The 25,285-nt window shown below is 51.1% G+C and carries 16 protein-coding genes and 2 tRNA genes; 14 read left to right on the plus strand and 4 right to left on the minus strand.

Annotated features, from left to right (window positions below; genetic code table 11):
- Window positions 1-53: 53 nt before the first annotated feature.
- A complete protein-coding gene (gene putA / locus GBAG_RS06745; protein WP_034494398.1) occupies window positions 54-4,016 on the minus strand; it encodes a trifunctional transcriptional regulator/proline dehydrogenase/L-glutamate gamma-semialdehyde dehydrogenase in 3,963 nt (1,320 codons plus the stop codon).
- A gap of 394 nt (window positions 4,017-4,410) precedes the next feature.
- On the opposite strand from putA, the gene putP reads away from it, so the two are divergent.
- The 11 genes from putP (at window position 4,411) to chbG (ending at window position 16,357) form a co-directional block, all read left to right on the plus strand.
- Entirely contained in the window at window positions 4,411-5,919 is a 1,509-nt protein-coding gene (gene putP / locus GBAG_RS06750; protein ID WP_034494400.1) for a sodium/proline symporter PutP, read from the plus strand.
- A gap of 174 nt (window positions 5,920-6,093) precedes the next feature.
- Entirely contained in the window at window positions 6,094-6,927 is an 834-nt protein-coding gene (efeU, locus tag GBAG_RS06755) for an iron uptake transporter permease EfeU (RefSeq protein ID WP_034494401.1), read from the plus strand.
- A gap of 33 nt (window positions 6,928-6,960) precedes the next feature.
- Window positions 6,961-8,085, plus strand: coding sequence for an iron uptake system protein EfeO (gene efeO, locus GBAG_RS06760; protein ID WP_034494403.1), 1,125 nt, complete (start codon window positions 6,961-6,963; stop codon window positions 8,083-8,085).
- An 18-nt stretch (window positions 8,086-8,103) separates the two neighbouring features.
- Window positions 8,104-9,387, plus strand: a complete 1,284-nt coding sequence (gene efeB / locus GBAG_RS06765) for an iron uptake transporter deferrochelatase/peroxidase subunit (RefSeq protein ID WP_034494405.1) — start codon at window positions 8,104-8,106, stop codon at window positions 9,385-9,387.
- Window positions 9,388-10,012: 625 nt separating this feature from the next.
- A complete protein-coding gene (gene phoH / locus GBAG_RS06770; RefSeq protein WP_034494406.1) occupies window positions 10,013-10,801 on the plus strand; it encodes a phosphate starvation-inducible protein PhoH in 789 nt (262 codons plus the stop codon).
- A gap of 262 nt (window positions 10,802-11,063) precedes the next feature.
- Window positions 11,064-11,390 carry a PTS sugar transporter subunit IIB gene (locus GBAG_RS06775; protein WP_034494407.1) on the plus strand — a complete coding sequence of 109 codons (327 nt, stop codon included), beginning with the start codon at window positions 11,064-11,066 and terminating at the stop codon, window positions 11,388-11,390.
- Between the two features lie 86 nt (window positions 11,391-11,476).
- Window positions 11,477-12,835 (plus strand): PTS N,N'-diacetylchitobiose transporter subunit IIC, encoded by a 1,359-nt coding sequence (gene chbC, locus GBAG_RS06780; protein ID WP_034456264.1) that lies wholly within the window; start codon window positions 11,477-11,479, stop codon window positions 12,833-12,835.
- A 66-nt stretch (window positions 12,836-12,901) separates the two neighbouring features.
- On the plus strand, window positions 12,902-13,249 hold the full coding sequence (gene chbA, locus GBAG_RS06785) for a PTS N,N'-diacetylchitobiose transporter subunit IIA (RefSeq protein WP_034494408.1): 348 nt from the start codon (window positions 12,902-12,904) through the stop codon (window positions 13,247-13,249).
- A 12-nt stretch (window positions 13,250-13,261) separates the two neighbouring features.
- On the plus strand, window positions 13,262-14,098 hold the full coding sequence (chbR, locus tag GBAG_RS06790; RefSeq protein WP_034494409.1) for a transcriptional regulator ChbR: 837 nt from the start codon (window positions 13,262-13,264) through the stop codon (window positions 14,096-14,098).
- Between the two features lie 109 nt (window positions 14,099-14,207).
- A complete protein-coding gene (locus tag GBAG_RS06795) occupies window positions 14,208-15,551 on the plus strand; it encodes a 6-phospho-beta-glucosidase (RefSeq protein WP_034494411.1) in 1,344 nt (447 codons plus the stop codon).
- 44 nt (window positions 15,552-15,595) lie between these two features.
- Window positions 15,596-16,357, plus strand: coding sequence for a chitin disaccharide deacetylase (gene chbG, locus GBAG_RS06800; protein WP_034494412.1), 762 nt, complete (start codon window positions 15,596-15,598; stop codon window positions 16,355-16,357).
- 101 nt (window positions 16,358-16,458) lie between these two features.
- On the opposite strand, the gene GBAG_RS06805 is transcribed toward chbG, so the two are convergent.
- Window positions 16,459-17,076, minus strand: coding sequence for a TetR family transcriptional regulator (locus GBAG_RS06805; RefSeq protein WP_034494413.1), 618 nt, complete (start codon window positions 17,074-17,076; stop codon window positions 16,459-16,461).
- 239 nt (window positions 17,077-17,315) lie between these two features.
- Here GBAG_RS06805 and GBAG_RS06810 point away from each other — a divergent pair, with 239 nt between their 5' ends.
- From GBAG_RS06810 to GBAG_RS06820, 3 genes are all read left to right on the plus strand, one after another.
- Window positions 17,316-20,426 (plus strand): efflux RND transporter permease subunit, encoded by a 3,111-nt coding sequence (locus tag GBAG_RS06810; protein ID WP_034494414.1) that lies wholly within the window; start codon window positions 17,316-17,318, stop codon window positions 20,424-20,426.
- A 76-nt stretch (window positions 20,427-20,502) separates the two neighbouring features.
- Window positions 20,503-21,657 (plus strand): efflux RND transporter periplasmic adaptor subunit, encoded by a 1,155-nt coding sequence (locus GBAG_RS06815; RefSeq protein WP_034494415.1) that lies wholly within the window; start codon window positions 20,503-20,505, stop codon window positions 21,655-21,657.
- Window positions 21,658-21,670: 13 nt separating this feature from the next.
- Window positions 21,671-24,784 carry an efflux RND transporter permease subunit gene (locus GBAG_RS06820; protein WP_034494417.1) on the plus strand — a complete coding sequence of 1,038 codons (3,114 nt, stop codon included), beginning with the start codon at window positions 21,671-21,673 and terminating at the stop codon, window positions 24,782-24,784.
- A gap of 130 nt (window positions 24,785-24,914) precedes the next feature.
- Here GBAG_RS06820 and GBAG_RS06825 read toward each other — a convergent pair.
- Window positions 24,915-25,002: transfer RNA gene (locus tag GBAG_RS06825), tRNA-Ser, on the minus strand.
- A 172-nt stretch (window positions 25,003-25,174) separates the two neighbouring features.
- Window positions 25,175-25,262: transfer RNA gene (locus tag GBAG_RS06830), tRNA-Ser, on the minus strand.
- Window positions 25,263-25,285 lie beyond the last annotated feature (23 nt).

Consider the following 25,285-nt stretch of genomic DNA (forward strand, 5'->3'; position numbering starts at 1 on the left):
TTCCTCGAAGAAAAAAGGCTCCCAAAATGGAGCCTTTTTAGCGTAGTGAAAACTTAGCCGATTGTCATCAAACTGGCGTTGCCGCCTGCGGCTGCGGTGTTCACACTCAGCGAACGCTCAACGTACAAACGCTCTAACAACAGGTTGGTTTCACCGCGAGCAAAGCCCTGCACCGAAACAATCGCACCGTCGCGTGCCGCCACTTTCTCGCACAGCAAACGTAGCTGGTCGGAATCACCGTGGTAAATCACCGCATCAAACGACTGGCTTAACAGCGCATCTTCTTTGGCGAAGTCGATGTGTTTTTGTACCAGTGTCGGCAGCGATTTTGCCAGTTCACGATGCAGTTTATCGTCAGCCCACAGCGCACGGCTGCCAACACTAGTGACTGCCGCCAGTTGCACCAGCGCGTCTTGCTCGTTATCGGCGATACATAACACGCGTTCACGCGGCATTAACGCGTAGGTATTGCGCTCGCCCGTTGGCCCCGGTAGTTGGCGTAAAGTGCCGCTTTGTGCCAGCTGTGCGAAACGTTCGCAAATTGCAGATAATTCGCCTTTCTTCACTGACCACTGCGTCAGCGCCTGGTGGGCTTCCTGGAGGCGGGCTTTCAGCGTGGTATCCACAGGCAGCTCCGCATCCTGACGGCTAAAGGTGGTTTGCAGCGCGCTATCCGGGCGGTTAGCCAGCAGGCGATACAAATACAGCGGGCCACCGGCTTTCGGACCTGTACCGGATAAACCTTCACCGCCAAACGGCTGCACGCCGACGACTGCACCAACCATATTGCGGTTCACGTACATATTGCCGACGTGCGCCGAACCGGTCACTTGCGCGATGGTCTCGTCGATACGGGTATGTACACCCAGCGTCAGGCCGTACCCGGCGGCGTTGATTTGATTAATCAATGCTTCCAGGTTGTTGCGGTTGTAGCGCACCACGTGCAGCACCGGGCCAAACACCTCTTTTTGCATTTCATCGAAGCTTTCCAGCTCAATCAGCGTCGGTGCGACAAAAGTGCCACTCTGCCACTCTTTTGCATCCACGCTGTTTTCACGCGCGGCCTGGAATACTTTGCGGCCTTTACCACGCAGCGTCTGGATGTGTTTCTCGATATTCTCTTTGGCCTCGCTGTCAATCACCGGGCCGATGTCTGTTGTCAGGCGGCCTGGGTTGCCCATGCGGCATTCCGCCATCGCGCCGCGCAGCATTTGCAGCGTGTGCTCGGCGACATCTTCCTGAATACACAGGACGCGCAGGGCAGAACAACGCTGGCCCGCGCTATCAAAGGCGGAGGCAAGCACATCAACTACCACTTGTTCGGTGAGCGCGGAAGAATCGACGATCATCGCGTTCAGACCACCCGTTTCGGCAATCAGCGGAGTCGGGCGGCCTTGCGCGTCAAGACGGTCAGCGATATTGCGTTGCAGTAAAGTGGCGACCTCGGTGGAGCCGGTAAACATCACGCCACGCACGCGGGCATCACCGGTCAGCTGCGCGCCGACGGTTTCACCCCGGCCAGGCAGCAGTTGCAGCACGCCCGCAGGCACACCAGCTTCGAGCAAAATAGCGATACCCTGCGCGGCAATCAGCGGAGTTTGTTCGGCCGGTTTTGCCAGCACGCTGTTACCCGCAGCAAGGGCGGCGGCAATTTGGCCGCTAAAGATAGCCAGCGGGAAGTTCCACGGGCTGATACACACTACCGGGCCGAGCGGGCGATGGGTTTCGTTATCGAAATCATCGCGTACCTGGCCTGCGTAGTAATGCAGGAAATCGACCGCTTCACGCACTTCGGCAATCGCATTGCTGAAGGTTTTACCGGCTTCGCGCACCAGAATGCCAATCAACTGCTGCATCTGACCTTCCATGATCACCGCTGCACGCTCAAGAATCGCGGCGCGTTCTTGCGGCGGCGTGGCGAACCAGATTGGCGCGTTGTTTACCGCGCTTTCCAGCGCCTTTGAAACTTCATCGGCTGTCGCTTCACGGGTAAAGCCCACGATATCGGTGGGTTCCGCCGGGTTCTTCACCGCAACCATATCGCCTGGTGCAACAGGGTTTTCCAGAATCGGCAGCGCCTGCCATTTTTGTGCCGCACTGTTCAGCAGAGCAGAAGAGAGCGAGGCCAGGCGGTGTTCGTTCGCCAGATCCAGCCCGCCGGAGTTGGTTCGACCGCTGCCGTATAGCTCTTTTGGCAAGGGGATTTTTGGATGTGGCAGGCCAAGTTGACCTTCTTTGCCTGCAATGCCTTCGATGGCGGTGACAGGGTCAGCGACTAATTCGTCGAGCGGTAGCGTGTTATCGGCGATACGGTTAACAAACGAGGTGTTCGCGCCGTTTTCCAGCAGGCGGCGCACCAGGTACGCCAGTAACGTTTCATGGGTGCCGACCGGGGCATAAATGCGGCAAGGGCGGTTCAGTTTTCCGTCGGCAATTTTGCCCACCACTTGATCATAAAGCGGCTCGCCCATGCCGTGCAGGCACTGGAATTCGTACTGGCCCGGGTAGTAGTTTTGCCCGGCGAGGTTGTAAATGGCCGCCAGCGTGTGGGCGTTGTGGGTCGCAAACTGCGGGTAAATCAGGTTCGGTACGGCCAGCAGTTTTTTGGCGCAGGCCAGATATGAGATATCGGTGTATACCTTGCGTGTGTAAACCGGGTAGCCTTCCAGGCCGTCCATTTGCGCACGTTTGATTTCACTGTCCCAATATGCACCTTTCACCAGGCGAATCATCAGGCGGCGACGACTGCGGGAGGCGAGGTCAACCAGGTAATCAATCACGAACGGGCAGCGTTTTTGGTACGCCTGAATCACGAAGCCAATACCGTTCCAGCCCGCCAGTTCTGGCTCAAAGCAGAGTTTTTCCAGCAGATCGAGGGAGATCTCCAGGCGATCGGCTTCTTCGGCGTCAATGTTGATGCCCACGTCGTACTGGCGTGCCAGCAGCGTCAAAGATTTCAGGCGCGGATATAACTCTTCCATCACGCGGTCGTACTGCGCGCGGCTGTAACGCGGATGCAGCGCAGAAAGTTTAATGGAAATGCCTGGGCCTTCGTAAATACCGCGCCCGTTTGAGGCTTTACCAATCGCGTGAATTGCCTGCTGATAAGAAACCATGTACGCCTGCGCGTCGGCGGCGGTCAGTGCCGCTTCACCCAGCATATCGTAGGAGTAGCGGAAACCTTTTTCTTCCAGTTTGCGGGCGTTGGCGAGCGCCTCGGCGATGGTTTCGCCGGTCACAAACTGCTCGCCCATCAGGCGCATTGCCATATCCACGCCTTTGCGGATTAACGGCTCGCCACTCTTGCTGATTATACGGTTTAGCGAGTGGGACAAACTGGCTTCGTTGTGGGTGGAAACCAGACGGCCAGTAAACAACAAGCCCCAGGTCGCTGCGTTCACAAATAGCGACGGGCTGCGGCCAATATGCGAGTGCCAGTTGCCGTTGCTGATCTTGTCGCGGATTAACGCATCACGCGTCGCTTTGTCCGGAATGCGCAATAAAGCTTCGGCGAGACACATTAATGCCACACCTTCTTGCGAAGAAAGTGAAAATTCCTGCAATAAACCCTGTACCATGCCCGCCCGGCCTGTTGCGCTCTTCTGATTACGCAATTTATCGGCGAGCTGATAAGCCAGTTTGTGGGTTTGTTCGGCGATCACCGGGGAGAGGCGAGCTTGCTCGAGGATCATGGGCACCGCGTCGGTTTCCGGGCGACGCCAGGCGGCGGTAATTGCGGCGCGCGTGACCGACTGCGGAAGAATTTGCTCAGCGAAATCAAGGAACGGCTGGTGCGTTTCTTCAACGTGCGGTACGGCTTCTTCACTTTCGTTGGCGGCACCCGCCAGCAGAGCCGGGAGTTCTGGCAATTCGTCGTTGTTTTCCAGGCGTTCAAGATAGTTAAAAATCGCCTGTTTAATTAGCCAGTGCGGTGTGCGGTCAATGCGTGAAGCGGCTTCTTTAATGCGCTCGCGAGTCGATTCGTCGAGCTTAACACCCATGGTAGTGCTGCCCATGCCTGTCACTCCTTTATACCCGTTGTCCTTCAAGCCGAAGGAAGGGAATTAAATGGGGGGATTGATAAAAGTTACCCGGCAATATCTACCATGTTGCAACTTTGTGCAACCTTGTTAAATGTGAGCTGGATAGCAAGCTGGGAAATAGATTGAATTGTTAAATTTGGCCTAAGAAAGCGAGCGGGCTAATTATTCGCAGACAGGGTGAATTTACCGACACAGTTAACAGTTTAAGAGGGTGCAACCGTGAAAAGCGTGAGCGAGTGCAACCTCCAGGAAAAAGCTATTTTTTGTACGGTGAATTTATTGTGAATAACGTGTTAAAACGCTTGCGAGATGAAATTAATAAAAACCTGTGCTGCGTTCCGGCATGGCAAAAATCTGGAGAACTTGCATGACTATGAGTACACCAATGCTGGTGACTTTCTTTATCTACATCTTCGGCATGATATTGATAGGGTTTATCGCCTGGCGTTCAACCAAAAACTTCGATGACTATATTCTGGGCGGTCGCAGCCTGGGAAGTCTGGTCACCGCATTATCAGCAGGCGCATCCGACATGAGCGGCTGGTTGCTGATGGGCTTGCCCGGCGCGATCTTCCTTTCCGGTATATCGGAAAGCTGGATTGCCATCGGCCTGACCGTGGGCGCCTACATCAACTGGAAACTGGTTGCGGGCCGTCTGCGCGTTCACACTGAAGTGAACAACAATGCGCTGACGCTGCCGGATTATTTCACCGGGCGTTTTGAAGATAAGAGTCGCATCCTGCGTATTATCTCGGCGTTGGTGATTTTGCTGTTCTTCACCATCTATTGTGCGTCTGGCATCGTGGCGGGGGCGCGTCTGTTCGAAAGCACCTTTGGCATGAGCTACGAAACCGCACTGTGGGCGGGTGCTGCAGCCACAATCATTTATACCTTCGTTGGCGGGTTCCTGGCGGTGAGCTGGACCGACACAGTACAAGCAAGCCTGATGATTTTCGCCCTGATCCTGACTCCAATCATGGTAGTGATTGCCGTCGGCGGGTTTGACGATTCCATGGCGGTTATCAAGCAAAAAAGCATCGAAAACGTTGATATGCTTAAGGGCCTGAACTTCGTGGCGATTATCTCGCTGATGGGCTGGGGGCTGGGCTACTTTGGTCAGCCGCATATTCTGGCGCGTTTCATGGCGGCAGACTCGCATCACACCATCGTTAAAGCGCGTCGCATCAGTATGACGTGGATGGTTTTGTGCCTGGCGGGCGCGTGTGCCGTGGGCTTCTTCGGTATCGCGTATTTCAACAACAACCCGGCGCTTGCGGGCGCGGTGAACCAGAATGGCGAGCGAGTGTTCATTGAACTGGCGCAGCTGCTGTTCAACCCGTGGATAGCTGGCATCTTGCTGTCGGCCATTCTGGCGGCGGTAATGTCCACTCTGAGCTGCCAGTTACTGGTGTGTTCAAGTGCAATCACTGAGGACTTGTACAAAGCCTTCTTCCGCAAAGACGCGGGGCAGAAAGAGTTGGTGTGGGTAGGGCGTTTCATGGTGTTGGTGGTAGCGCTGATCGCCATCGCGCTGGCGGCAAACCCTGAAAACCGTGTGCTGGGCCTGGTGAGCTATGCCTGGGCAGGCTTTGGTGCCGCGTTTGGCCCGGTTGTGCTGTTCTCGGTAATGTGGTCACGCATGACGCGCAACGGCGCACTGGCGGGGATGATCATCGGGGCAGTGACGGTCATCGTCTGGAAACAGTTCGGTTGGTTGGGTCTGTACGAAATCATCCCTGGTTTCGTCTTCGGCAGCATCGGCATTGTGGTTGTTAGCCTGCTGGGTAAAGCGCCAAGTGCCACCATGCAAAAACGCTTTGAACAAGCGGATGAGATTTACCACACCGCGCCACCAACAAAGTTACAGCCTGAGTAAAATTCAGGGACTGCACATTCTCTCAAAGGCCGCATTCAGCGGCCTTTTTTACAAGTGTACATAAATAACCAAATTATCTTCTTGTGTTTATTTTTGCCGTAATGATAATCACAATCGTTTTGGTTTACTTTTCTTTACGTCTTTTGACCTGAGTTCACAGTTGGGGTGTCAGGAATGTTTGTTCCGTTTCTCATAATGTTACGCGAAGGCCTGGAGGCCGCGCTGATTGTTAGCTTGATTGCAAGCTATCTCAAGCGTACACAACGCGGCCAGTGGATTGGTGTGATGTGGATTGGCGTTGTGGCGGCAGCCGCGCTCTGCCTGGGCCTGGGTATTTTCATTAATGAAACCACCGGTGAATTTCCGCAAAAAGAACAGGAGCTGTTCGAAGGCATCGTGGCGGTTATCGCTGTCTTCATTTTGACCTGGATGGTGTTCTGGATGCGCAAAGTGTCGCGCAATGTGAAAGGGCAGCTAGAACAGAAAGTTGACGAAGCACTGCACAGCAAAGGCAACCACGGCTGGGCGCTGATTTTAATGGTGTTCTTCGCCGTCGCCCGTGAAGGCCTCGAGTCTGTATTCTTCTTGCTGGCAGCGTTCCAGCAGGATGTCGGCATCATGCCGCCGCTTGGCGCAATGCTCGGTTTGGGCACCGCTATCGTGCTGGGTTTCTTGCTTTACTGGGGCGGTATTCGCCTGAATCTGGCCGTGTTCTTTAAATGGACGAGCCTGTTTATTTTGCTGGTGGCAGCAGGGCTTGCGGCGGGAGCGGTTCGTGCGTTCCACGAAGCGGGGCTCTGGAACCACTTCCAGGATATTGCATTTGATCTCAGTAATGTTCTTTCAACGCATTCCCTGACCGGAACGCTGCTCGAAGGTATTTTTGGTTACCAGGAGACGCCGACAGTTAGCGAAGTGGCGATGTACTTTATTTACCTGATTCCGGCGCTGGTGCTGTTCTGCATTCCTCCACGCATGAATACTCAGGCGACAAATAACGTTCGTTAGTTACAACATACTAATTTTTGAAAGGGATTGGCCATGACTACACATTTTCGCCTTAAAGCCTTGCACGCAGCGCTGTTCGCGTTCGCTTCTTCTACTTTCGCGGTACAAGCCGCTGATGTTCCTCAGGTAAAAGTGACTGTCACCGATAAACAGTGCGAACCGATGAACATTACGGTTAATGCCGGGAAAACCCAGTTCATCATTCAGAACAACAGCCAGAAAGCGCTGGAGTGGGAAATCCTGAAAGGTGTGATGGTGGTTGAAGAGCGCGAAAACATCGCCCCTGGTTTCTCGCAGAAAATGACCGCTAACCTGCAAGCGGGCGAATACGATATGACCTGCGGCTTGTTAAGCAACCCGAAAGGCAAACTTATTGTTAAAGCGGCAGGGGAGCAGACAGCACCGAAGAACGATCTGATGGCACTGGCTGGCCCGATCACCGAATACAAAGCGTATGTCACCGCACAAGTTGCCGAGCTAGTGAAAGGCACCAAAGCGTTTACTGACGCAGTAAAAGCGGGCGATGTCGAAAAAGCCAAATCCTTGTATGCGCCAACGCGCCAGTACTACGAGCGTATCGAACCGATTGCAGAACTGTTCTCTGACCTCGACGGCAGCATTGACGCCCGTGAAGATGATTACGAGCAGAAAGCCAATGATCCAAAATTCACCGGTTTCCACCGTCTTGAAAAAGCGCTGTTTGCGGATAACACCACCAAAGGCATGGAAAAATATGCCGAGCAGTTGAATACCGACGTGCTGGATTTACAGACGCGCATCTCTGAGCTCGCATTCCCGCCGAGTAAAGTGGTGGGTGGCGCGGCTGGCCTGATTGAAGAAGTTGCGGCGAGCAAAATCAGCGGTGAAGAAGACCGTTACAGTCACACCGACCTGTGGGACTTCCAGGCAAACGTCGATGGCGCACAGAAAATCGTTAATCTTCTGCGTCCGTTGCTGACCAAAGATAACGCGCCGTTGCTGGCGAAAGTGGATGCCAACTTCAAGAAAGTGGACACCATTCTGGCAAAATATCGCACCAAAGATGGCTTCGAGACTTACGACAAACTGACTGATGCCGATCGTAATGCTCTGAAAGGGCCGGTAACCGCACTGGCGGAAGACCTGTCTCAACTGCGCGGCGTTCTGGGTCTGGACTAGGTTTCGGGATAACGTTTTATGGAAGATAAAAACAAAAACGGCGGGCATATTCCGGCTCGCCGTCGGTTGCTGAAAGGTTTGGGCGCGCTCGGTGGCACCCTCGCCGTTGCGGGCGGTTGCCCGGTGGCGCACGCTGCAAAACAAGAAACATCGCCAGGCACTTTGCCGCCAGACGCTCGCATGGAAAAACAGCCGTTTTACGGTGTGCATCAGGCGGGCGTGTTAACACCTCAACAAGCGGCCATGATGCTGGTGGCGTTTGATGTGCTGGCCAGCGACAAGGCAGATCTCGAACGTCTGTTTAAATTACTGACGGCGCGGTTTGATTTCCTCACCACCGGAGGCCCGGCACCGGATACACCCAATCCGCGCATGCCACCGATGGACTCCGGGATTCTGGGGGCGGAAATTTACCCTGATAACCTGACGATAACGTTGGCGACAGGTACGTCATTGTTTGACGAGCGCTTCGGTTTGCAGGGGCAAAAGCCTGCAAAACTGCAAAAAATGGAACGCTTCGCAAACGACTCGCTGGATGCCAGCCTGTGCCACGGTGATTTGCTGCTCCAGATTTGTGCTAATACCGCCGACACAGTGATTCATGCGTTGCGTGACATTATCAAACACACGCCTGATTTGCTTAGCGTGCGCTGGAAGCGGGAAGGGTTTATCTCTAACCACGCGGCACGTTCGCGCGGCAAAGAGACGCCTATCAACCTGTTGGGCTTTAAAGATGGTACGGCGAACCCAAACAGCGAAGATAAGCCGCTGATGGATGAAGTAGTTTGGGTGACGCAAAATCAACAAGAACCCGCATGGACAGTGGGTGGCAGCTATCAGGCCGTGCGCATTATCCAGTTCCATGTTGAGTCCTGGGATCGGACGCCACTCAAAGAGCAACAGACTATTTTTGGCCGCGATAAACACTCTGGCGCGCCGCTTGGTATGAAGAATGAGCACGACGAGCCGGATTATGCAGCCGATCCTGACGGCAACGTGATTGCGCTGGATGCTCATATTCGCCTGGCAAACCCGCGCACCAAAGAGACGCAATCCAATCTGATGATGCGCCGGGGCTATAGCTATTCGCTGGGTGTTTCCAAATCCGGGCAACTGGATATGGGGCTGTTGTTTGTCTGCTTCCAGCATGATCTTGAGAAAGGTTTTCTGGCGGTGCAGCAACGGTTAAACGGCGAGGCGCTGGAGGAGTATGTGAAGCCCATTGGCGGCGGGTATTTCTTCGTGATGCCAGGCGCTCGGGATAAGCAGCACTATTTAGGGCAGGGGCTGATTGAGGCGTAGTTTATTGATGTCGAAACCACCCTCATCCTAACCTTCTCCCTGAGGGAGAAGGGATTGACCGGTTTCTCCCTCTCCTGGGGGAAAGGGCCGGGGTGAGAGCAATCCTTCCCCTGCTAATTTTTTATTTGCTAACAATTTGCCTGCCTATAATTCAATCAATTTTTATCTACCTATATCATTGAAATAAAAATGACATTTTTTTATGTCATAACTTTGAATAGAAGGTGACGAAACGCGAATGTTGAATTAAAGTAAAATAAGTGTTGCATTTAAGATAAAATTTGATGTACTTAAAGCACGAGCGGTAGTTCCCGGCTGTGAATTTAAATCACATTGGAGATCGCGAATGGGTGGGTCCAGTACCGGACGATTGAACAAACTTCTTACCCGCACTATCCAGCGCGGAGGTGTCTCCTCCGGCTTCGCTATCTTCACCGCTAAAAAACCTAATCCTTTAACAACTCAATGTATTAACGATGCGCTAAGCGGCGTAACTCGTCTAACTGGTGCATCCTCTCAACCGGCAGTTCCTGGCTTAAAAGGAAGCCAAACCTCATCCGTTAGTGAACATAATCGCGCCCAATGTCGTGACGCGGGAAATGAAACCAACTGTAAGGTGCCATCCATGGGAAGACAGAAAGCAGTGATCAAAGCTCGTCGTGAAGCAAAACGTGTGCTGAGACGGGATTCGCGTAGCCACAAGCAACGCGAAGAGGAATCGGTCACATCGCTTGTGCAGATGAGCGGCGTTGAATCTATCGGCATGGCCAGGGATTGCCGTGATAATTCACCAATAGCGGCGCGAAATGAGGCTCAACAGCACTATCTTAATGCCATCGAGAAAAAGCAGCTGATCTTTGCCACGGGCGAAGCCGGTTGCGGCAAGACATATATCAGTGCGGCGAAAGCCGCTGAGGCCCTGATACATAAGGATGTCGACAGGATAATTGTTACCCGCCCGGTCCTGCAAGCTGACGAAGATCTCGGCTTCTTACCCGGGGATATTTCGGAAAAATTCGCCCCTTATTTCCGCCCGGTGTATGACATCCTGGTGCGACGTTTAGGGTCGTCTTTCATGCAGTACTGCCTGCGTCCCGAAATCGGCAAAGTAGAGATTGCGCCGTTCGCCTATATGCGCGGACGTACCTTCGAAAATGCGGTGGTTATTCTTGATGAGGCGCAGAACGTCACCGCAGCGCAAATGAAAATGTTCTTAACGCGCCTCGGGGAAAACGTGACGGTGATCGTCAATGGCGATATCACGCAATGTGATTTGCCACGGGGTGTTCAGTCCGGTCTGAGCGACGCTCTGCAACGTTTTGAAGAAGATGAAATGGTTGGTGTGATTCGTTTCGGCAAGCAAGATTGTGTGCGCTCAGCCCTTTGCCAGCGCACGTTGAATGCCTACGACTGATTTCTGGTGTCATTGAATTGTAAAGCCCAAACCCTGTTTGGGCTTTTTTCTTTGCGCGAATTATTTACCCAAAATGTGAAGGGTATCAAAACGGATGGTCAAGGAGAGACAATTTCAAGTCCTGCGTTATTATTCCCCGCCAGATTGTTGCCGTATACTTCTTTCAACCAGAAACAATCAGAACTTTCCAATCAGTCCCTTTTGCAGGCGTGGGTTGTGCTGATATCCGACATGCAGGCTGTTGCAACGTGAGGAATTTATTATGACGACTAAAAGACGTATCTACCTATTTTGTTCTGCCGGAATGTCCACCTCATTACTGGTATCAAAAATGAAGGCGCAGGCAGAGAAGTATGAAGTACCGGTGATTATCGAAGCCTGGCCTGAAACGCTGGCTGCTGAAAAGGGCAAAGATGCGGATCTGGTATTACTTGGACCGCAAATCGCTTACATGCTGCCAGAAATTAAAAAAGTATTACCCGGCAAGCCAGTAGAAGTTATTGATTCGGCAATGTACGGCAAAATTGATGGGTTAGGCGTGCTGAAAGCAGCCGTCGCATCGATCAAGAAAGCATCAGCAAACAACTAATTTTTTATTTTGTTTTATTTTTCCGTCAAAGAACGACCTTACACAACCTGGCCGCAAGACTCTTGCGGCAATAAAGGAAATTACAAATGAGTAAAGTCATTGATTCACTTGAAAAGATATTGCTTCCTTTCGCAGTGAAAATTGGGAAGCAACCGCACGTCAACGCAATTAAAAATGGTTTCATCAAATTAATGCCATTGACACTTGCCGGTGCCATGTTCGTATTAATTAATAACGTGTTTCTGAGTTTTGGCGCAGGTTCATTTTTCTATTCTTTAGGTATTCGTTTAGACCCCTCGACCATTGAAACCCTTAATGGGTTAAAAGCCATTGGCGGCAACGTATATAACGGTACGTTAGGTATTATGTCGCTAATGGCTCCTTTTTTCATTGGTATGGCACTTGCTGAAGAACGTAAAGTTGACCCACTGGCAGCCGGTTTATTATCCGTAGCGGCATTTATGACTGTTACTCCATATAGTGTTGGCGAAGCTTACGCTGTCGGCGCTAACTGGTTAGGTGGTCAGAATATTATTTCCGGTATTGTTATTGGTCTGGTCGTCGCGGAATTATTTACTTTTGTTATCCGCCGCAATTGGGTTATTACTTTGCCAGATAGCGTACCGACTTCGGTTTCGCGTTCCTTCTCTGCATTAATTCCAGGTTTTATTATCCTGTCTATTTTTGGGATTATTTCCTGGCTGCTGGCAAACCACGGTAGCAACTTCCACCAGATCATTATGGACTCCATCTCTACGCCGCTGGCGTCGATGGGTGCGGTAGTGGGTTGGGCGTACGTTATCTTCAACTCCCTGCTGTGGTTCTTCGGTGTGCATGGTTCGCTGGCGCTGACCGCGCTGGACAACGGCATCATGACTCCGTGGGCGCTGGAAAACATTGCAATCTACAACCAGTACGGCTCTGTACAAGCGGCACTTGACGCGGGTAAACAGTTCCACTTCTGGGCGAAACCAATGCTCGACTCCTACATCCTGTTGGGTGGTTCTGGTGCGACGCTTGGCTTGATTATCGCAATCTTCATGGTTTCACGTCGTGCAGATCACCGTCAGGTGGCGAAACTGGCACTGCCTTCAGGCATCTTCCAGATTAACGAACCTATCCTTTTCGGTCTGCCAATCATCATGAACCCGGTTATGTTTATCCCGTTCGTACTGGTTCAGCCGATTCTGGCAGCCATCACGCTTGCGGCTTACTCTCTGGGGATTATTCCTCCGGTCACAAACCTGGCTCCGTGGACCATGCCGACCGGCCTGGGCGCCTTCTTTAACAGTAATGGCAGTATCGCTGCTCTGTTAGTTGCGCTGTTCAACCTGGGTGTCGCGACATGTGTCTACATCCCGTTCGTTATCCTGTCTAACAAAGCGCAGGCTGTCATCGAAGAAGAAGAAAGCGAAGAAGATATTGCTAACGCACTGAAATTCTGATCTTAAGTTTTGGTTGGGGATGGCCCCCTGTCCCCAACCACTTTAAATTTACCGGGAGAGAATTTGATGTTTGATTTAGAAAACGTAGTCGATAACGAAGTCGATACTAACGATCTTGAAGAAGTGGTTATGGGTTTAATCATCAACTCAGGTCAGGCTCGCAGCCTTGCATACGGCGCACTGAAAATCGCTAAAACTGGCGATTTTGAAAAAGCCTGGGAGTTGATGGCCCAGTCGCGCGAAGCACTGAATGAAGCACACCTGGTGCAAACCAAACTGATTGAAGGTGACCAGGGCGAAGGCAAAACCAAAGTCAGCCTGGTGCTGGTCCATGCGCAAGACCATCTGATGACTTCTATGCTGGCGCGCGAGCTGGTGACAGAACTTATTGAGCTTCACGAAAAAATAAAATAAGTTGGAGTCCCTATGCAGCCACCGGTAATCAGTATGGAAATCAATACCGCTCGCGAGAGTCAACTTTTTGATGGTCAACATTTCCACATGTTCATCCACAACAAAGTCGAAAGTGTCTCCGGGTTGCACCAGCATGATTATTACGAATTCACGGTGGTGCTGACAGGACGTTATTACCAGGAAATCAACGGTAAACGTGTGCTGCTGGAAAGAGGGAGTTTTGTTTTCATCCCGCTCGGTTCTTACCATCAAAGTTTTTATGATTTTGGTGCGACCAGAATCCTGAATGTCGGTATCAGCAAGGCTTTCTTTGAACAGCATTATTTACCGTTATTTCCCGCTTGTTTTATTGCTTCACAGGTTTATCAGATTAAGAACGAATTTCTGACATATATCGAATCTGTGACGGCGTCATTAAATTTCCGTCAGGGTGAATTTAGTGAATTTCTTGAAATGGTGACGTTTTATATTGTGAATCGTCTGCGCCATCATAAAGAATCAGAATCAGGCGGAGATATTCCGGTCTGGCTAAAAAACACCGTTGAGCAGATGCATGGCAAGTCGATGTTTGGTGATAAAGCCTTAGTGAATATGGTGGAGCTGTCCGGTAAGTCGCAAGAGTATTTAACGCGCGCCACGCAACGCCATTACAGCAAAACACCGATGCAAATTATCAATGAGATAAGAATTGATTTTGCCAAGAAACAACTGGAGATCACGAACTATTCTGTTACCGATATTGCTTTCGAGTCTGGTTACAGCAGTGCCAGTATGTTTATTAAAAACTTTAAGAAGTTAACTTCTTTTACGCCGCAGCATTATCGGAAGCAGTTATACAGCATTAAGTGAGTTATTAAATATTCTGTAAATGTATTAGTGAGGGTTAAATATAATCCTCAATAATACATCTATATCGCTGTCTTAATTTACAGTGCAATAAACTTGTACCGGAGTCCTCATGAGTAAAAAATTGAAAGTCGTCACAATCGGTGGTGGTAGCAGCTATACACCTGAATTACTCGAAGGTTTTATTAAACGTTACGAAGAGTTGCCGATCACTGAATTATGGCTGGTTGATGTTGAAGCTGGAAAAGAGAAGCAAGATATTATCTTTGATCTTTGCTTACGCATGATTGAACGCGCGGCTGTGCCGATTGCGCTGTATAAAACCCTCGATCGTCGCGAAGCACTGGTTGATGCCGATTTCGTTACCACGCAATTGCGTGTCGGGCAGTTGAAAGCTCGTGAACTCGATGAACGTATCCCGTTAAGCTACGGCTATTTGGGCCAGGAAACTAACGGTGCTGGCGGCTTATTCAAAGGCCTGCGTACTATTCCGGTAATTTTCGACATCATTAATGATGTGAAAGAAATCTGCCCAGACGCGTGGGTCATCAACTTCACCAACCCGGCCGGTATGGTCACCGAGGCGGTTTATCGCCACACAGATTTTAAGAAGTTCATTGGCGTTTGTAACATCCCTGTGGGCATGAAAATGTTCATTAAAGATGTGCTGAAACTAGCCCCGACTGATGAACTGAATATTGACCTGTTCGGCCTGAACCACATGGTGTTCATCAAAGATGTCATCGTTAACGGAACCTCTCGTTTCGACGAGCTACTTGATGGCGTTGCATCCGGCACGCTGACTGCGGGTTCGGTCAAAAACATCTTTGACTTGCCGTTCAGTGAAGGCTTGATCCGTTCCCTGCGTTTGCTGCCGTGCTCTTATTTGCTCTACTACTTCAAGCAAAAAGAGATGCTGGCTATCGAAATGGGCGAGTTCTATAAAGGTGGCGCGCGTGCCACGGTTGTTCAGAAAGTTGAGAAACAATTGTTCGAGCTTTACAAAGATCCGGCTTTGAACGTGAAACCAAAAGAGCTGGAACTGCGTGGTGGTGCTTACTACTCTGACGCAGCTTGCGAAGTCATCAGCGATATCTACAACGACAAGCAAAGCGAGCATTACGTTAACGTGCCGCATCATGGTCATGTAGATAATATTCCGGCAGACTGGGCGGTTGAAATGACCTGTACAATCGGTCGCGATGGTGCAACGCCAACTCCGCGCATTACCCATTTTGACGAAAAAGTGCTGGGCCTGATTTACACCATCAAAGGCTTTGAAGTTGCGGCAAGTGAAGCGGCTCTGAGCGGTAACTTTAACGATGTTCTGCTGGCGCTCAACTTAAGCCCGCTGATTCATTCTGATAAAGACGCAGAAAAAATTGCCCGTGACTTGCTGCTGGCACACGAAGCGAATCTGCCAAACTTCGCACAGGCGATTGCTGCACTTAAATAACCGGAAGCCTTCCCTGCAAAGGGAAGGCACCTCGCGAGGCGACAATGGACAAGCTATTAATTGTTAACGCGGATGATTTTGGGCTATGTAAGGCACAGAATTACGGGATTATTGACGCATTTACCCGCGGGGTTGTGACTTCGACCACCGCTATGGTTAACGCCTCAGGTATTGAACATGCGGTGGCGCTGAGTGCGAAACATCCAGGTTTGGCGATTGGCATGCACTTTGTGTTGACGCTGGGCCGGCCTTTATCTGCTATGCCAGGCCTGGTGGATGATAAGGGTGAACTTGGCAAATGGATTTGGCAGCGCGCCGAAGAAGGCTCCCTGGTGCTGGCAGAAATTGAGCATGAGCTGGAATGCCAGTTTGCGAGATTTATCGAGTTGTTTGGCCGTATGCCAACCCATCTCGACAGCCATCACCACGTGCATATGATCCCGCAGATTTACCCTATCGTTGAAGCGTTTGCCAAAGAGAAGGGCGTGGCAATTCGTTTCGACTACGATGCCGCGTTACCAACTGAGCTTGAATGTGTGGGTGTGAAGACAGCCGAAGGTTTCGATAGCGGCTTTTATGGCGATGCCATTTCCGAAACGCTTTTCCTCGAAACCCTGGAAAGGTCAACAGCGCGCGGCGAGCAGTCACTCGAGATTATGTGTCACCCTTCATTTATTGATAACACGATACTCGCCAGCAAGTACTGTTACCCGCGTCTGGCGGAACTGGATGTGCTGACCTCGCCTTCGCTTAAATACGCGATTGCAGAGCGTGGATATCGCCTGGGAACGTTCAAAGATTTGTAATATTTGCATGGTGGATGACGCCTGCGGCTTATCCACCACGCAACATTCCCTGAAACGGGTAGGTCGGATAAGCGCAGCGTCATCCGACACTTATCACAGACTCACGCAGATTTCGTGAGCATCGCAATAAGGCTATCGACAACGTCCGGAGCCTGCTCGTAAAGATTGAGATTTTCTGGCTGCATCAGCCAGTTTTTGACTATCCCACTCAGGTAACCGTGAATAATTGTTATCGCCAATTCGACATTGGTGTTAACAGGAATTTGCCCTTTTGAAATACAATTGCGCAATAATTTTTTCATTCTTTCCCGATTAAACCAGTAACGCTCTCTTATTTCCCTCTCAGAATACATTTCCCCATTGAATTCGCACGTATGGTAAAGAATTTGTAGAAGTTCATGTTGGCGGCGATCTGTCGAAATGAATTTTAATGTCTCGATTATGATTTCACGTAATAGTTTTAAATCATTATCTGGGTTCTGGATTTTGAGTTTTCGCCTTATTTCCAATGCGATACACGACTGAATATTCCAGATTTCATTAAACAGTGAAACCTTGCTGTCAAAGTGCCAGTAAATCGCGCCGCGGGTCATCCCCGCTGCATCAGCGATGTCTGCAAGGGTCGTTGTGGAGACGCCATTTTTAGCAAATAGTGTGATTGCGACATCAAGAAGATGCTGACGCGTTTTTAACGCGTCGGCTTTTGTTTTTCGGGCCATAGGTAATTAACTCTTTATGGATATTAGTTACAAGAATTAACAGGTTTAAATATTATTTTTCTATTCTTGGTTCGATTGATAAAACTAAGAATTATTGTGTTCTTTAAAGTTTTTGATGTCCAGCCCTGGAATATAACTTTATACATACACGCATGAATCATTAATCCATAAAGCCTCTGTTAAGCTCGCCTGTTATATATCCGAAAACAGAGTTCGAGCTCTAACAGGGAAATCTTCACATGGCGAAGTTTTTTATCGAGCGCCCCATATTTGCCTGGGTGCTGGCCATCATTTTGATGTTGGCGGGGGTTCTGTCCATCATCAATTTGCCTGTGGCGCAGTACCCAACAATAGCCCCGCCAGCGGTAGCTATTAACGCAACTTATCCCGGTGCGGATGCCAGTACCGTCCAGGATACGGTGACGCAGGTTATCGAGCAAAATATGAATGGCCTCGATAACTTGATGTACATGTCCTCTACAAGCGATGCCTCAGGTAGTGTGACGGTCACGCTGACCTTTAAATCCGGCACCGATCCGGATATCGCTCAGGTTCAGGTGCAAAATAAACTTCAACTCGCGATGCCTTTATTGCCTCAGGAAGTTCAGCAGCAGGGGATCAGTGTTAAGAAATCCTCCAGCAGTTTCCTGATGGTTGCCGGGTTTATCTCGCAAGATGGCAGCATGAGTCAGGAGGATATTGCCGACTATATTTCCTCGAATATCAAAGATCCTATCAGCCGGACGGCTGGCGTAGGTGATGTGCAGCTTTTTGGTGCGCAGTATTCAATGCGTATCTGGCTTGATCCGATCCAACTGAACAAATATCAGCTCACAACGCTTGATGTCATTAACCAGATTAAAACTCAAAACGCGCAGGTTGCCGCCGGGCAACTTGGCGGTACTCCGGCCATACCAGGCCAGCAACTCAACGCATCTATTATTGCGCAGACGCGCTTGCGTGACCCCGAGCAATTTGGTCACATCCAGCTAAAAGTGAAACCAGACGGTGCGAAAGTCGAATTGCGCGATGTCGGGCGCATTGAGTTGGGTGGTGAAAACTACAACGTTATTGCGCGCTACAACGGCAAACCCGCTGCTGGCCTGGGGATTAAATTAGCCACCGGTGCGAATGCGCTGGATACCGCCAAAGCGGTGCAGGCGCAGATGGCCAAACTCAAACCCTATTTCCCACACGGATTGACAGTGGTTTATACCTACGACACCACGCCGTTTGTCAAAATCTCTATTCGCGAAGTCTTCAAAACATTGCTTGAGGCCATCGTGCTGGTTTTCCTGGTGATGTATCTGTTTTTACAGAACTTCCGCGCTACGTTAATTCCTACGATTGCCGTACCGGTAGTGTTACTGGGCACTTTCTCGATCCTCGCCGCCTTCGGCTATTCCATCAACACGCTCACGATGTTCGGCATGGTGCTGGCGATAGGCTTACTGGTGGACGATGCCATTGTGGTGGTGGAAAACGTTGAGCGCGTGATGGTGGAAGAGGGGCTGCCGCCGAAAGAAGCCACGCAAAAATCAATGGGGCAAATTCAGGGGGCATTAGTCGGAATTGCGATGGTGCTGTCGGCGGTGTTTATTCCGATGGCATTTTTTGGCGGTTCTACTGGCGTAATCTACCGCCAGTTCTCAATAACTATCGTTTCTGCGATGGCGCTGTCGGTGCTGGTTGCACTGATTCTGACGCCTGCACTTTGCGCGACCTTGCTCAAACCGGTGGCTAAAGGTAGCCATGGGAAAACTACCGGGCTGTTCGGCTGGTTTAACGCACGTTTCGAGCAAAGCACTCAGCATTACACTGACAGCGTGAAGCAAATTCTGCGTCGCACTGGCCGTTATATGGTGCTTTACGTGCTGATTGTGGGCGGAATGGTAGCCCTGTTCCTTCATTTACCCACCTCATTTTTACCGGAAGAAGATCAGGGCGTGTTCCTGACGATGGTCACGCTGCCTGCGGGAGCGACTCAGGCCAGAACTGAAAAAATCATGGACCAGATTACCGATTACTATCTGACCCATGAGTCGGCAAACGTCGAGTCCGTGTTTACCGTTAACGGCTTTAGCTTTAGTGGAAAGGGTCAGAATAACGGCCTGGCGTTTGTGCGACTGAAAGACTGGGACAAGCGTCCGGGGAAAGAAAATGAAGTGACCGCGATTGTAGGGCGTGCCACCCGCGCGTTTAGCAAAATTCATGATGGCATGGTCTTCGCGTTCAACCTGCCTGCCATTACCGAGCTGGGCACGGCAACGGGCTTTGATTTTGAGTTAATCGACCAGGCGAGCCTTGGGCACAATGCCCTGACAAAGGCGAGAAATCAGTTACTGGGGATGATTTCAAAACGCCCGGATATGCTGGTGCGGGTGCGTCCGAACGGTCTCGAAGACACACCGCAATTCAAGCTGGAAGTTGATCAGGAAAAAGCGCAGTCACTGGGCGTGAGCATTTCTGATATTAACCAGACTATTGCTACCGGCCTGGGTAGCACCTACGTCAACGACTTCATTGACCACGGACGAGTGAAAAAAGTCTATCTGCAGGGCCGGGCATCCAGCCGCATGTTGCCGCAGGATATTAACAGTTGGTATGTGCGCGGGAGTAGCGGGCAAATGGTGCCGTTTTCATCCTTTGCCAGTGCTCGTTGGATTTACGGTTCCCCTCGTCTGGAGCGTTACAACGGCCTGCCGTCCATGGAAATCCTCGGTGAAGCGACTCCGGGTAAAAGTACCGGTGAAGCCATGTTGTTGATGGAGGATCTGGCGACGAAATTGCCGAGCGGAATTGGCTTCGACTGGACAGGCATGTCTTATCAGGAGCGCTTATCCGGCAACCAGGCCCCAGCCCTTTACGCCATCTCTTTGCTGGTCGTTTTCTTATGTCTGGCGGCTCTTTATGAAAGCTGGTCCATTCCTTTCTCGGTCATGCTGGTGGTGCCGCTTGGCGTCATCGGAGCGCTGCTTGCCGCCACATTGCGCGGATTAAATAACGACGTTTATTTCCAGGTTGGGCTACTGACCACCATTGGCCTGTCGGCCAAAAACGCCATTTTGATTGTCGAGTTCGCCAAAGACCTGATGGACAAAGAAGGTAAAGGGTTAATCGAGGCAACGCTCGACGCAGTGCGCATGCGTTTGCGCCCGATTCTGATGACTTCCCTGGCCTTCATTCTTGGCGTAATGCCGTTAGTCATCAGCAGCGGAGCGGGGAGTGGCGCGCAAAATGCCGTGGGTACGGGCGTGATGGGCGGGATGGTTTCCGCCACGCTCCTGGCGGTCTTTTTTGTTCCAGTGTTCTTTGTGGTCATCAGCCGCCGTTTTGGAAAGTCGAAATAACAGGAATTCGCCGCCGGTGGAATGCTTCTGACGGCGACAAATCTTTACTTTAAGAATCAAGCTTTAAGGAATAGTAATGAAGAAATATGGTGAGTTCATCCTGCTGCCTTCCGTGCTGTTGTTAGCGGCGGGTGTATTAACGGGTTGTAATGATAAAGGCGACGAAAAGGCAGCAATGCCTGCGCCTCAGGTCAATGTGTATACCGTTACAGCCGCGCCGTTAGCGGTGACGACTGAACTTCCAGGACGCACCGATGCCTTCCGTGTGGCAGAAGTTCGCCCACAGGTCAGCGGTATTATTCTGAAGCGCAATTTTGTTGAAGGCAGCGATATTCAAGCGGGAAGTTCGCTCTATCAAATTGACCCGGCACCTTATCAGGCCGCATGGAACAGTGCGCAAGGCGCACTGGCTAAAGCTAAAGCGGCTGCAAATATCGCGCATTTAACGGTGAAACGTTACGTACCGCTGCTCGGGACAAATTACATCAGCAAACAAGAATACGACCAGGCCGTTGCGAATGCCCAGCAGGCTGATGCAGAAGTCACTGCGGCAAAAGCTGAAGTGGAAAATGCGCGAATTAATTTGGCCTACACCAAAGTCAGCTCGCCAATCGACGGGCGCATCGGTAAATCGAATGTCACCGAAGGGGCATTAGTGACTAACGGCCAGACTTCATCAATGGCAACTGTGCAACAGCTCGACCCGATTTACGTCGATGTCACCCAATCCAGCAATGATTTTATGCAACTCAAACAGTCGGTTGAGCAGGGAAGTCTGAAAAAGGCGAATGGCAAAACCGCAGTGCAACTGATGATGGAAGATGGCAAGCCTTACGCATTAAACGGTGAGCTGGAGTTCTCTGATGTGACGGTCGATCAGACAACCGGTTCTATCACTTTGCGTGCCGTGTTCCCCAACCCGCAGCACCAGTTGCTGCCGGGGATGTATGTGCGCGCGAAAATTGACGAAGGCATTCAACCTGAAGCGATTTTAGTGCCGCAGCAAGGTGTGACGCGTAATCCACGTGGAGATGCAACGGTGATGGTGGTTGACCAAAACAACAAAGCCGAAGTCCGTGAAGTGACTGCACCGCAGGCGATTGGCGATAAATGGCTGGTGACTAAAGGCGTTAAACCGGGTGACAAAGTGATTGTCAGCGGGCTTCAACGCGTTCGTCCTGGGGTTGCTGTACAGATAGTGCCGGATAGCGCTGCCGCTCAAACCCGCTAAGGTATCCTGGATAATGGCTAAGTTCTTTATTGAAAGACCTATCTTTGCCTGGGTGTTGGCGATCATCCTGATGATTGCCGGTGCGCTGGCAATCCTGCAACTTCCTGTCGCACAGTATCCGACTATTGCACCGCCTGCCGTCGCAGTGACGGCAACGTACCCTGGTGCAGATGCGCAGACGGTTCAGGACACCGTGACGCAGGTTATCGAACAGAACATGAACGGCATCGATAACCTGATGTATATGTCTTCCACCAGTGATTCCGCCGGCGGCGTGACCATCACTTTGACCTTTAAATCAGGCACCAGCCCGGATATTGCTCAGGTTCAGGTGCAGAACAAACTGCAACTGGCGATGCCGCTATTACCGCAAGAGGTGCAGCAGCAGGGGATTAGCGTTGAAAAGTCCTCCAGTAGTTTCTTACTGGTTGCCGGATTTATCTCCGATAACCCGGCGCTGACGCAGGATGATATTTCCGATTATGTGGCATCAAATATTAAAGATTCCATTAGCCGTACCAACGGCGTGGGGGATGTTCAACTGTTCGGTGCGCAGTACGCGATGCGTATCTGGCTGAATGCGGATGCGTTGAACAAGTATCAACTTAATCCGGGCGATGTCATTACGCAGCTAAAAATGCAGAACGACCAGGTCGCTGCTGGCCAACTCGGCGGTACGCCAGCGGTTAAAAACCAGCAGCTTAACGCTTCGATCATTGCCCAGACGCGTTTACGCGACCCCGCAGAATTTGGCAAAGTGACGCTGAAAGTGAACCCAGATGGCTCCGTGGTGCATTTAAGCGACGTGGCGCGTATTGAGTTAGGGGGGGAAAACTACAATACGGTTGCGAAAATTAATGGTCAGGCCGCAGCAGGTCTGGGGATTAAGCTTGCCACTGGCGCAAACGCGCTGGATACCGCAGCAGGTATCAAGGCAAAACTGGCCTCGTTGCAACCTTATTTCCCGCAGGGAATGAAGGTGGTTTATCCGTACGACACCACGCCGTTTGTCAAAATATCGATTCATGAAGTGGTGAAAACGCTGTTTGAGGCCATCATCCTGGTGTTCCTGGTGATGTACCTGTTCTTGCAGAATTTCCGTGCGACGCTGATCCCAACCATTGCGGTGCCAGTGGTTTTGCTTGGAACCTTTGCCGTACTTTCTGCGTTTGGCTATTCGATCAACACATTAACCATGTTCGGCATGGTGCTGGCGATAGGCCTGCTGGTTGATGACGCGATTGTGGTGGTGGAAAACGTTGAACGCGTGATGGCCGAAGATCATCTCTCGCCAAAAGAAGCCACCAAAAAATCTATGGGCCAAATTCAGGGTGCCTTAGTGGGCATCGCCATGGTGCTCTCGGCGGTATTTATACCGATGGCCTTCTTTGGCGGCTCGACAGGGGCCATATACCGCCAATTCTCGATAACCATCGTTTCGGCGATGGCGCTCTCGGTGCTGGTGGCGTTGATCCTGACTCCCGCGCTGTGTGCGACGTTGCTAAAACCTGTCGATCCGCAGGCCCATGAAAAAACTGGTTTCTTTGGCTGGTTTAACACAAAATTCAACCAAAGCGCGCATCACTATACAGATAGTGTCAGCAATATTTTGCGTAGTACCGGGCGTTACTTGCTGCTGTATCTGATCATTGTGGTCGGAATGGCGGTGCTATTTTTGCGTTTACCGACCTCATTCCTGCCCGAAGAAGATCAGGGTGTGTTTATGACTATGGTGCAACTGCCTGCGGGTGCGACGCAGGAACGGACGCAAAAAGTGCTCGACGAGATATCGCATTACTATCTCAACACCGAAAAAGCGAATGTCGAATCGGTATTTACGGTCAACGGCTTTAGTTATAGCGGGCAGGGGCAAAACTCCGGGATTGCCTTTATTAGCTTGAAACCGTGGGAAGAACGCGCAGGCAAGGAGAATGGCGTGGGTGCCATTGTTGAGCGGGCAACTAAAGCTTTCGGTAAAATTCGCGATGGGCTGATATTCCCGTTTAACTTACCGGCGATTATCGAGTTAGGGACAGCTACTGGCTTTGACTTTGAATTAATCGACCAGGCAAACCTGGGGCATCAACAATTGACCGTCGCACGTAATCAACTGATGGGAATGGTGGCAAAACACCCTGATATGTTGACGCGTGTGCGCCCGAATGGTCTGGAAGACACGCCGCAGTACAAGCTCGAAATCGACCAGGAAAAAGCGCAATCCCTTGGCATTAGCCTTGCGGATATCAACCAGACGATTGCCAGCGCATTGGGCGGCACTTACGTGAACGACTTTATCGATCACGGTCGTGTGAAGAAGGTGTATGTCCAAGCGGATGCGCGTTTCCGCATGCTGCCGCAGGATATTGATAATCTGTTTGTTCGCGGTAGCAACGGGCAAATGGCACCGCTTTCAGCATTTTCATCGTCACATTGGATGAACGGTTCGCCACGTCTCGAACGCTATAACGGTTTGCCATCTATGGAACTGTTGGGCGAAGCGGCGCCGGGGAAAAGTACCGGTGAGGCGATGGTGCTGATGGAAAAGCTGGCGTCGAAACTGCCGTCCGGGATTGGTTATGACTGGACGGGAATGTCCTATCAGGAACGGCTTTCCGGGAACCAGGCACCTGCACTGTACGCTATCTCTTTAGTTGTGGTGTTCTTGTGTCTGGCAGCGCTTTATGAAAGCTGGTCGATACCGTTCTCGGTGATGCTGGTGGTGCCACTCGGCGTGGTCGGGGCGTTACTGGCGGCGGCGATGCGTGGAATGAACAATGACGTTTACTTCCAGGTGGGGCTGCTGACGACCATCGGCTTATCGGCTAAAAACGCGATACTGATCGTCGAATTTGCCAAAGATTTGATGGAGAAAGAAGGCAAAGGCTTGATTGAAGCCACGCTCGATGCGGTGCGTATGCGCTTGCGCCCAATACTGATGACTTCGCTGGCATTTATTCTGGGTGTCATGCCGCTGGTATTAAGCAGTGGGGCAGGCAGTGGCGCGCAGAACGCAGTGGGAACCGGTGTAATGGGCGGGATGCTCTCGGCAACCTTACTCGCCATCTTCTTTGTGCCGGTCTTCTTTGTGGTGATACGAGCGCGATTTAGCAAATCCAGACCAGAGTAAAACTCACAAGCCCGAACTTAGGTTCGGGTTTTTTATGATGGTAGGTCGTACAGCAGCGTCATTCGACAGACAGAACACAAATTACAGACGAAAAAGAGCCCGCATTTTCATGCGGGCTCTTTCTTAAATATGGCGGTGAGAGAGGGGTTCGAACCCTCGATACGTTGCCGTATACACACTTTCCAGGCGTGCTCCTTCAGCCACTCGGACACCTCACCGTATTGTTTTTGTTGCCAACTTCAGGGGGCAACGGGGCGCTACTATAGGGATTGAACCGCATTCGGTCAAGTTTAATCTTCTGTTTGCGTACCGTTTGGTCAAGCTATGAACGATGCCAGATTTAAGGCGAAAAAAAAGTCTGAACGTGAATTCAGACTTTCTCTTGGAATGTGGCGGTGAGAGAGGGGTTCGAACCCTCGATACGTTGCCGTATACACACTTTCCAGGCGTGCTCCTTCAGCCACTCGGACACCTCACCGTTTTGTTGTTCCTTGACTGCTG

Origin of the sequence: Buttiauxella agrestis ATCC 33320 (assembly GCF_000735355.1) — a bacterium.
Taxonomy (GTDB): Bacteria; Pseudomonadota; Gammaproteobacteria; order Enterobacterales; family Enterobacteriaceae; genus Buttiauxella; species Buttiauxella agrestis.

Bases quoted from the DNA above. Each gene is read 5' to 3' on its own strand.
- putA (WP_034494398.1), bottom strand. From the start codon at position 4,016: ATGGGCAGCACTACCATGGGTGTTAAGCTCGACGAATCGACTCGCGAG.
- putP (WP_034494400.1), top strand. From the start codon at position 4,411: ATGACTATGAGTACACCAATGCTGGTGACTTTCTTTATCTACATCTTC.
- efeU (WP_034494401.1), top strand. From the start codon at position 6,094: ATGTTTGTTCCGTTTCTCATAATGTTACGCGAAGGCCTGGAGGCCGCG.
- efeO (WP_034494403.1), top strand. From the start codon at position 6,961: ATGACTACACATTTTCGCCTTAAAGCCTTGCACGCAGCGCTGTTCGCG.
- efeB (WP_034494405.1), top strand. From the start codon at position 8,104: ATGGAAGATAAAAACAAAAACGGCGGGCATATTCCGGCTCGCCGTCGG.
- phoH (WP_034494406.1), top strand. From the start codon at position 10,013: ATGGGAAGACAGAAAGCAGTGATCAAAGCTCGTCGTGAAGCAAAACGT.
- GBAG_RS06775 (WP_034494407.1), top strand. From the start codon at position 11,064: ATGACGACTAAAAGACGTATCTACCTATTTTGTTCTGCCGGAATGTCC.
- chbC (WP_034456264.1), top strand. From the start codon at position 11,477: ATGAGTAAAGTCATTGATTCACTTGAAAAGATATTGCTTCCTTTCGCA.
- chbA (WP_034494408.1), top strand. From the start codon at position 12,902: ATGTTTGATTTAGAAAACGTAGTCGATAACGAAGTCGATACTAACGAT.
- chbR (WP_034494409.1), top strand. From the start codon at position 13,262: ATGCAGCCACCGGTAATCAGTATGGAAATCAATACCGCTCGCGAGAGT.
- GBAG_RS06795 (WP_034494411.1), top strand. From the start codon at position 14,208: ATGAGTAAAAAATTGAAAGTCGTCACAATCGGTGGTGGTAGCAGCTAT.
- chbG (WP_034494412.1), top strand. From the start codon at position 15,596: ATGGACAAGCTATTAATTGTTAACGCGGATGATTTTGGGCTATGTAAG.
- GBAG_RS06805 (WP_034494413.1), bottom strand. From the start codon at position 17,076: ATGGCCCGAAAAACAAAAGCCGACGCGTTAAAAACGCGTCAGCATCTT.
- GBAG_RS06810 (WP_034494414.1), top strand. From the start codon at position 17,316: ATGGCGAAGTTTTTTATCGAGCGCCCCATATTTGCCTGGGTGCTGGCC.
- GBAG_RS06815 (WP_034494415.1), top strand. From the start codon at position 20,503: ATGAAGAAATATGGTGAGTTCATCCTGCTGCCTTCCGTGCTGTTGTTA.
- GBAG_RS06820 (WP_034494417.1), top strand. From the start codon at position 21,671: ATGGCTAAGTTCTTTATTGAAAGACCTATCTTTGCCTGGGTGTTGGCG.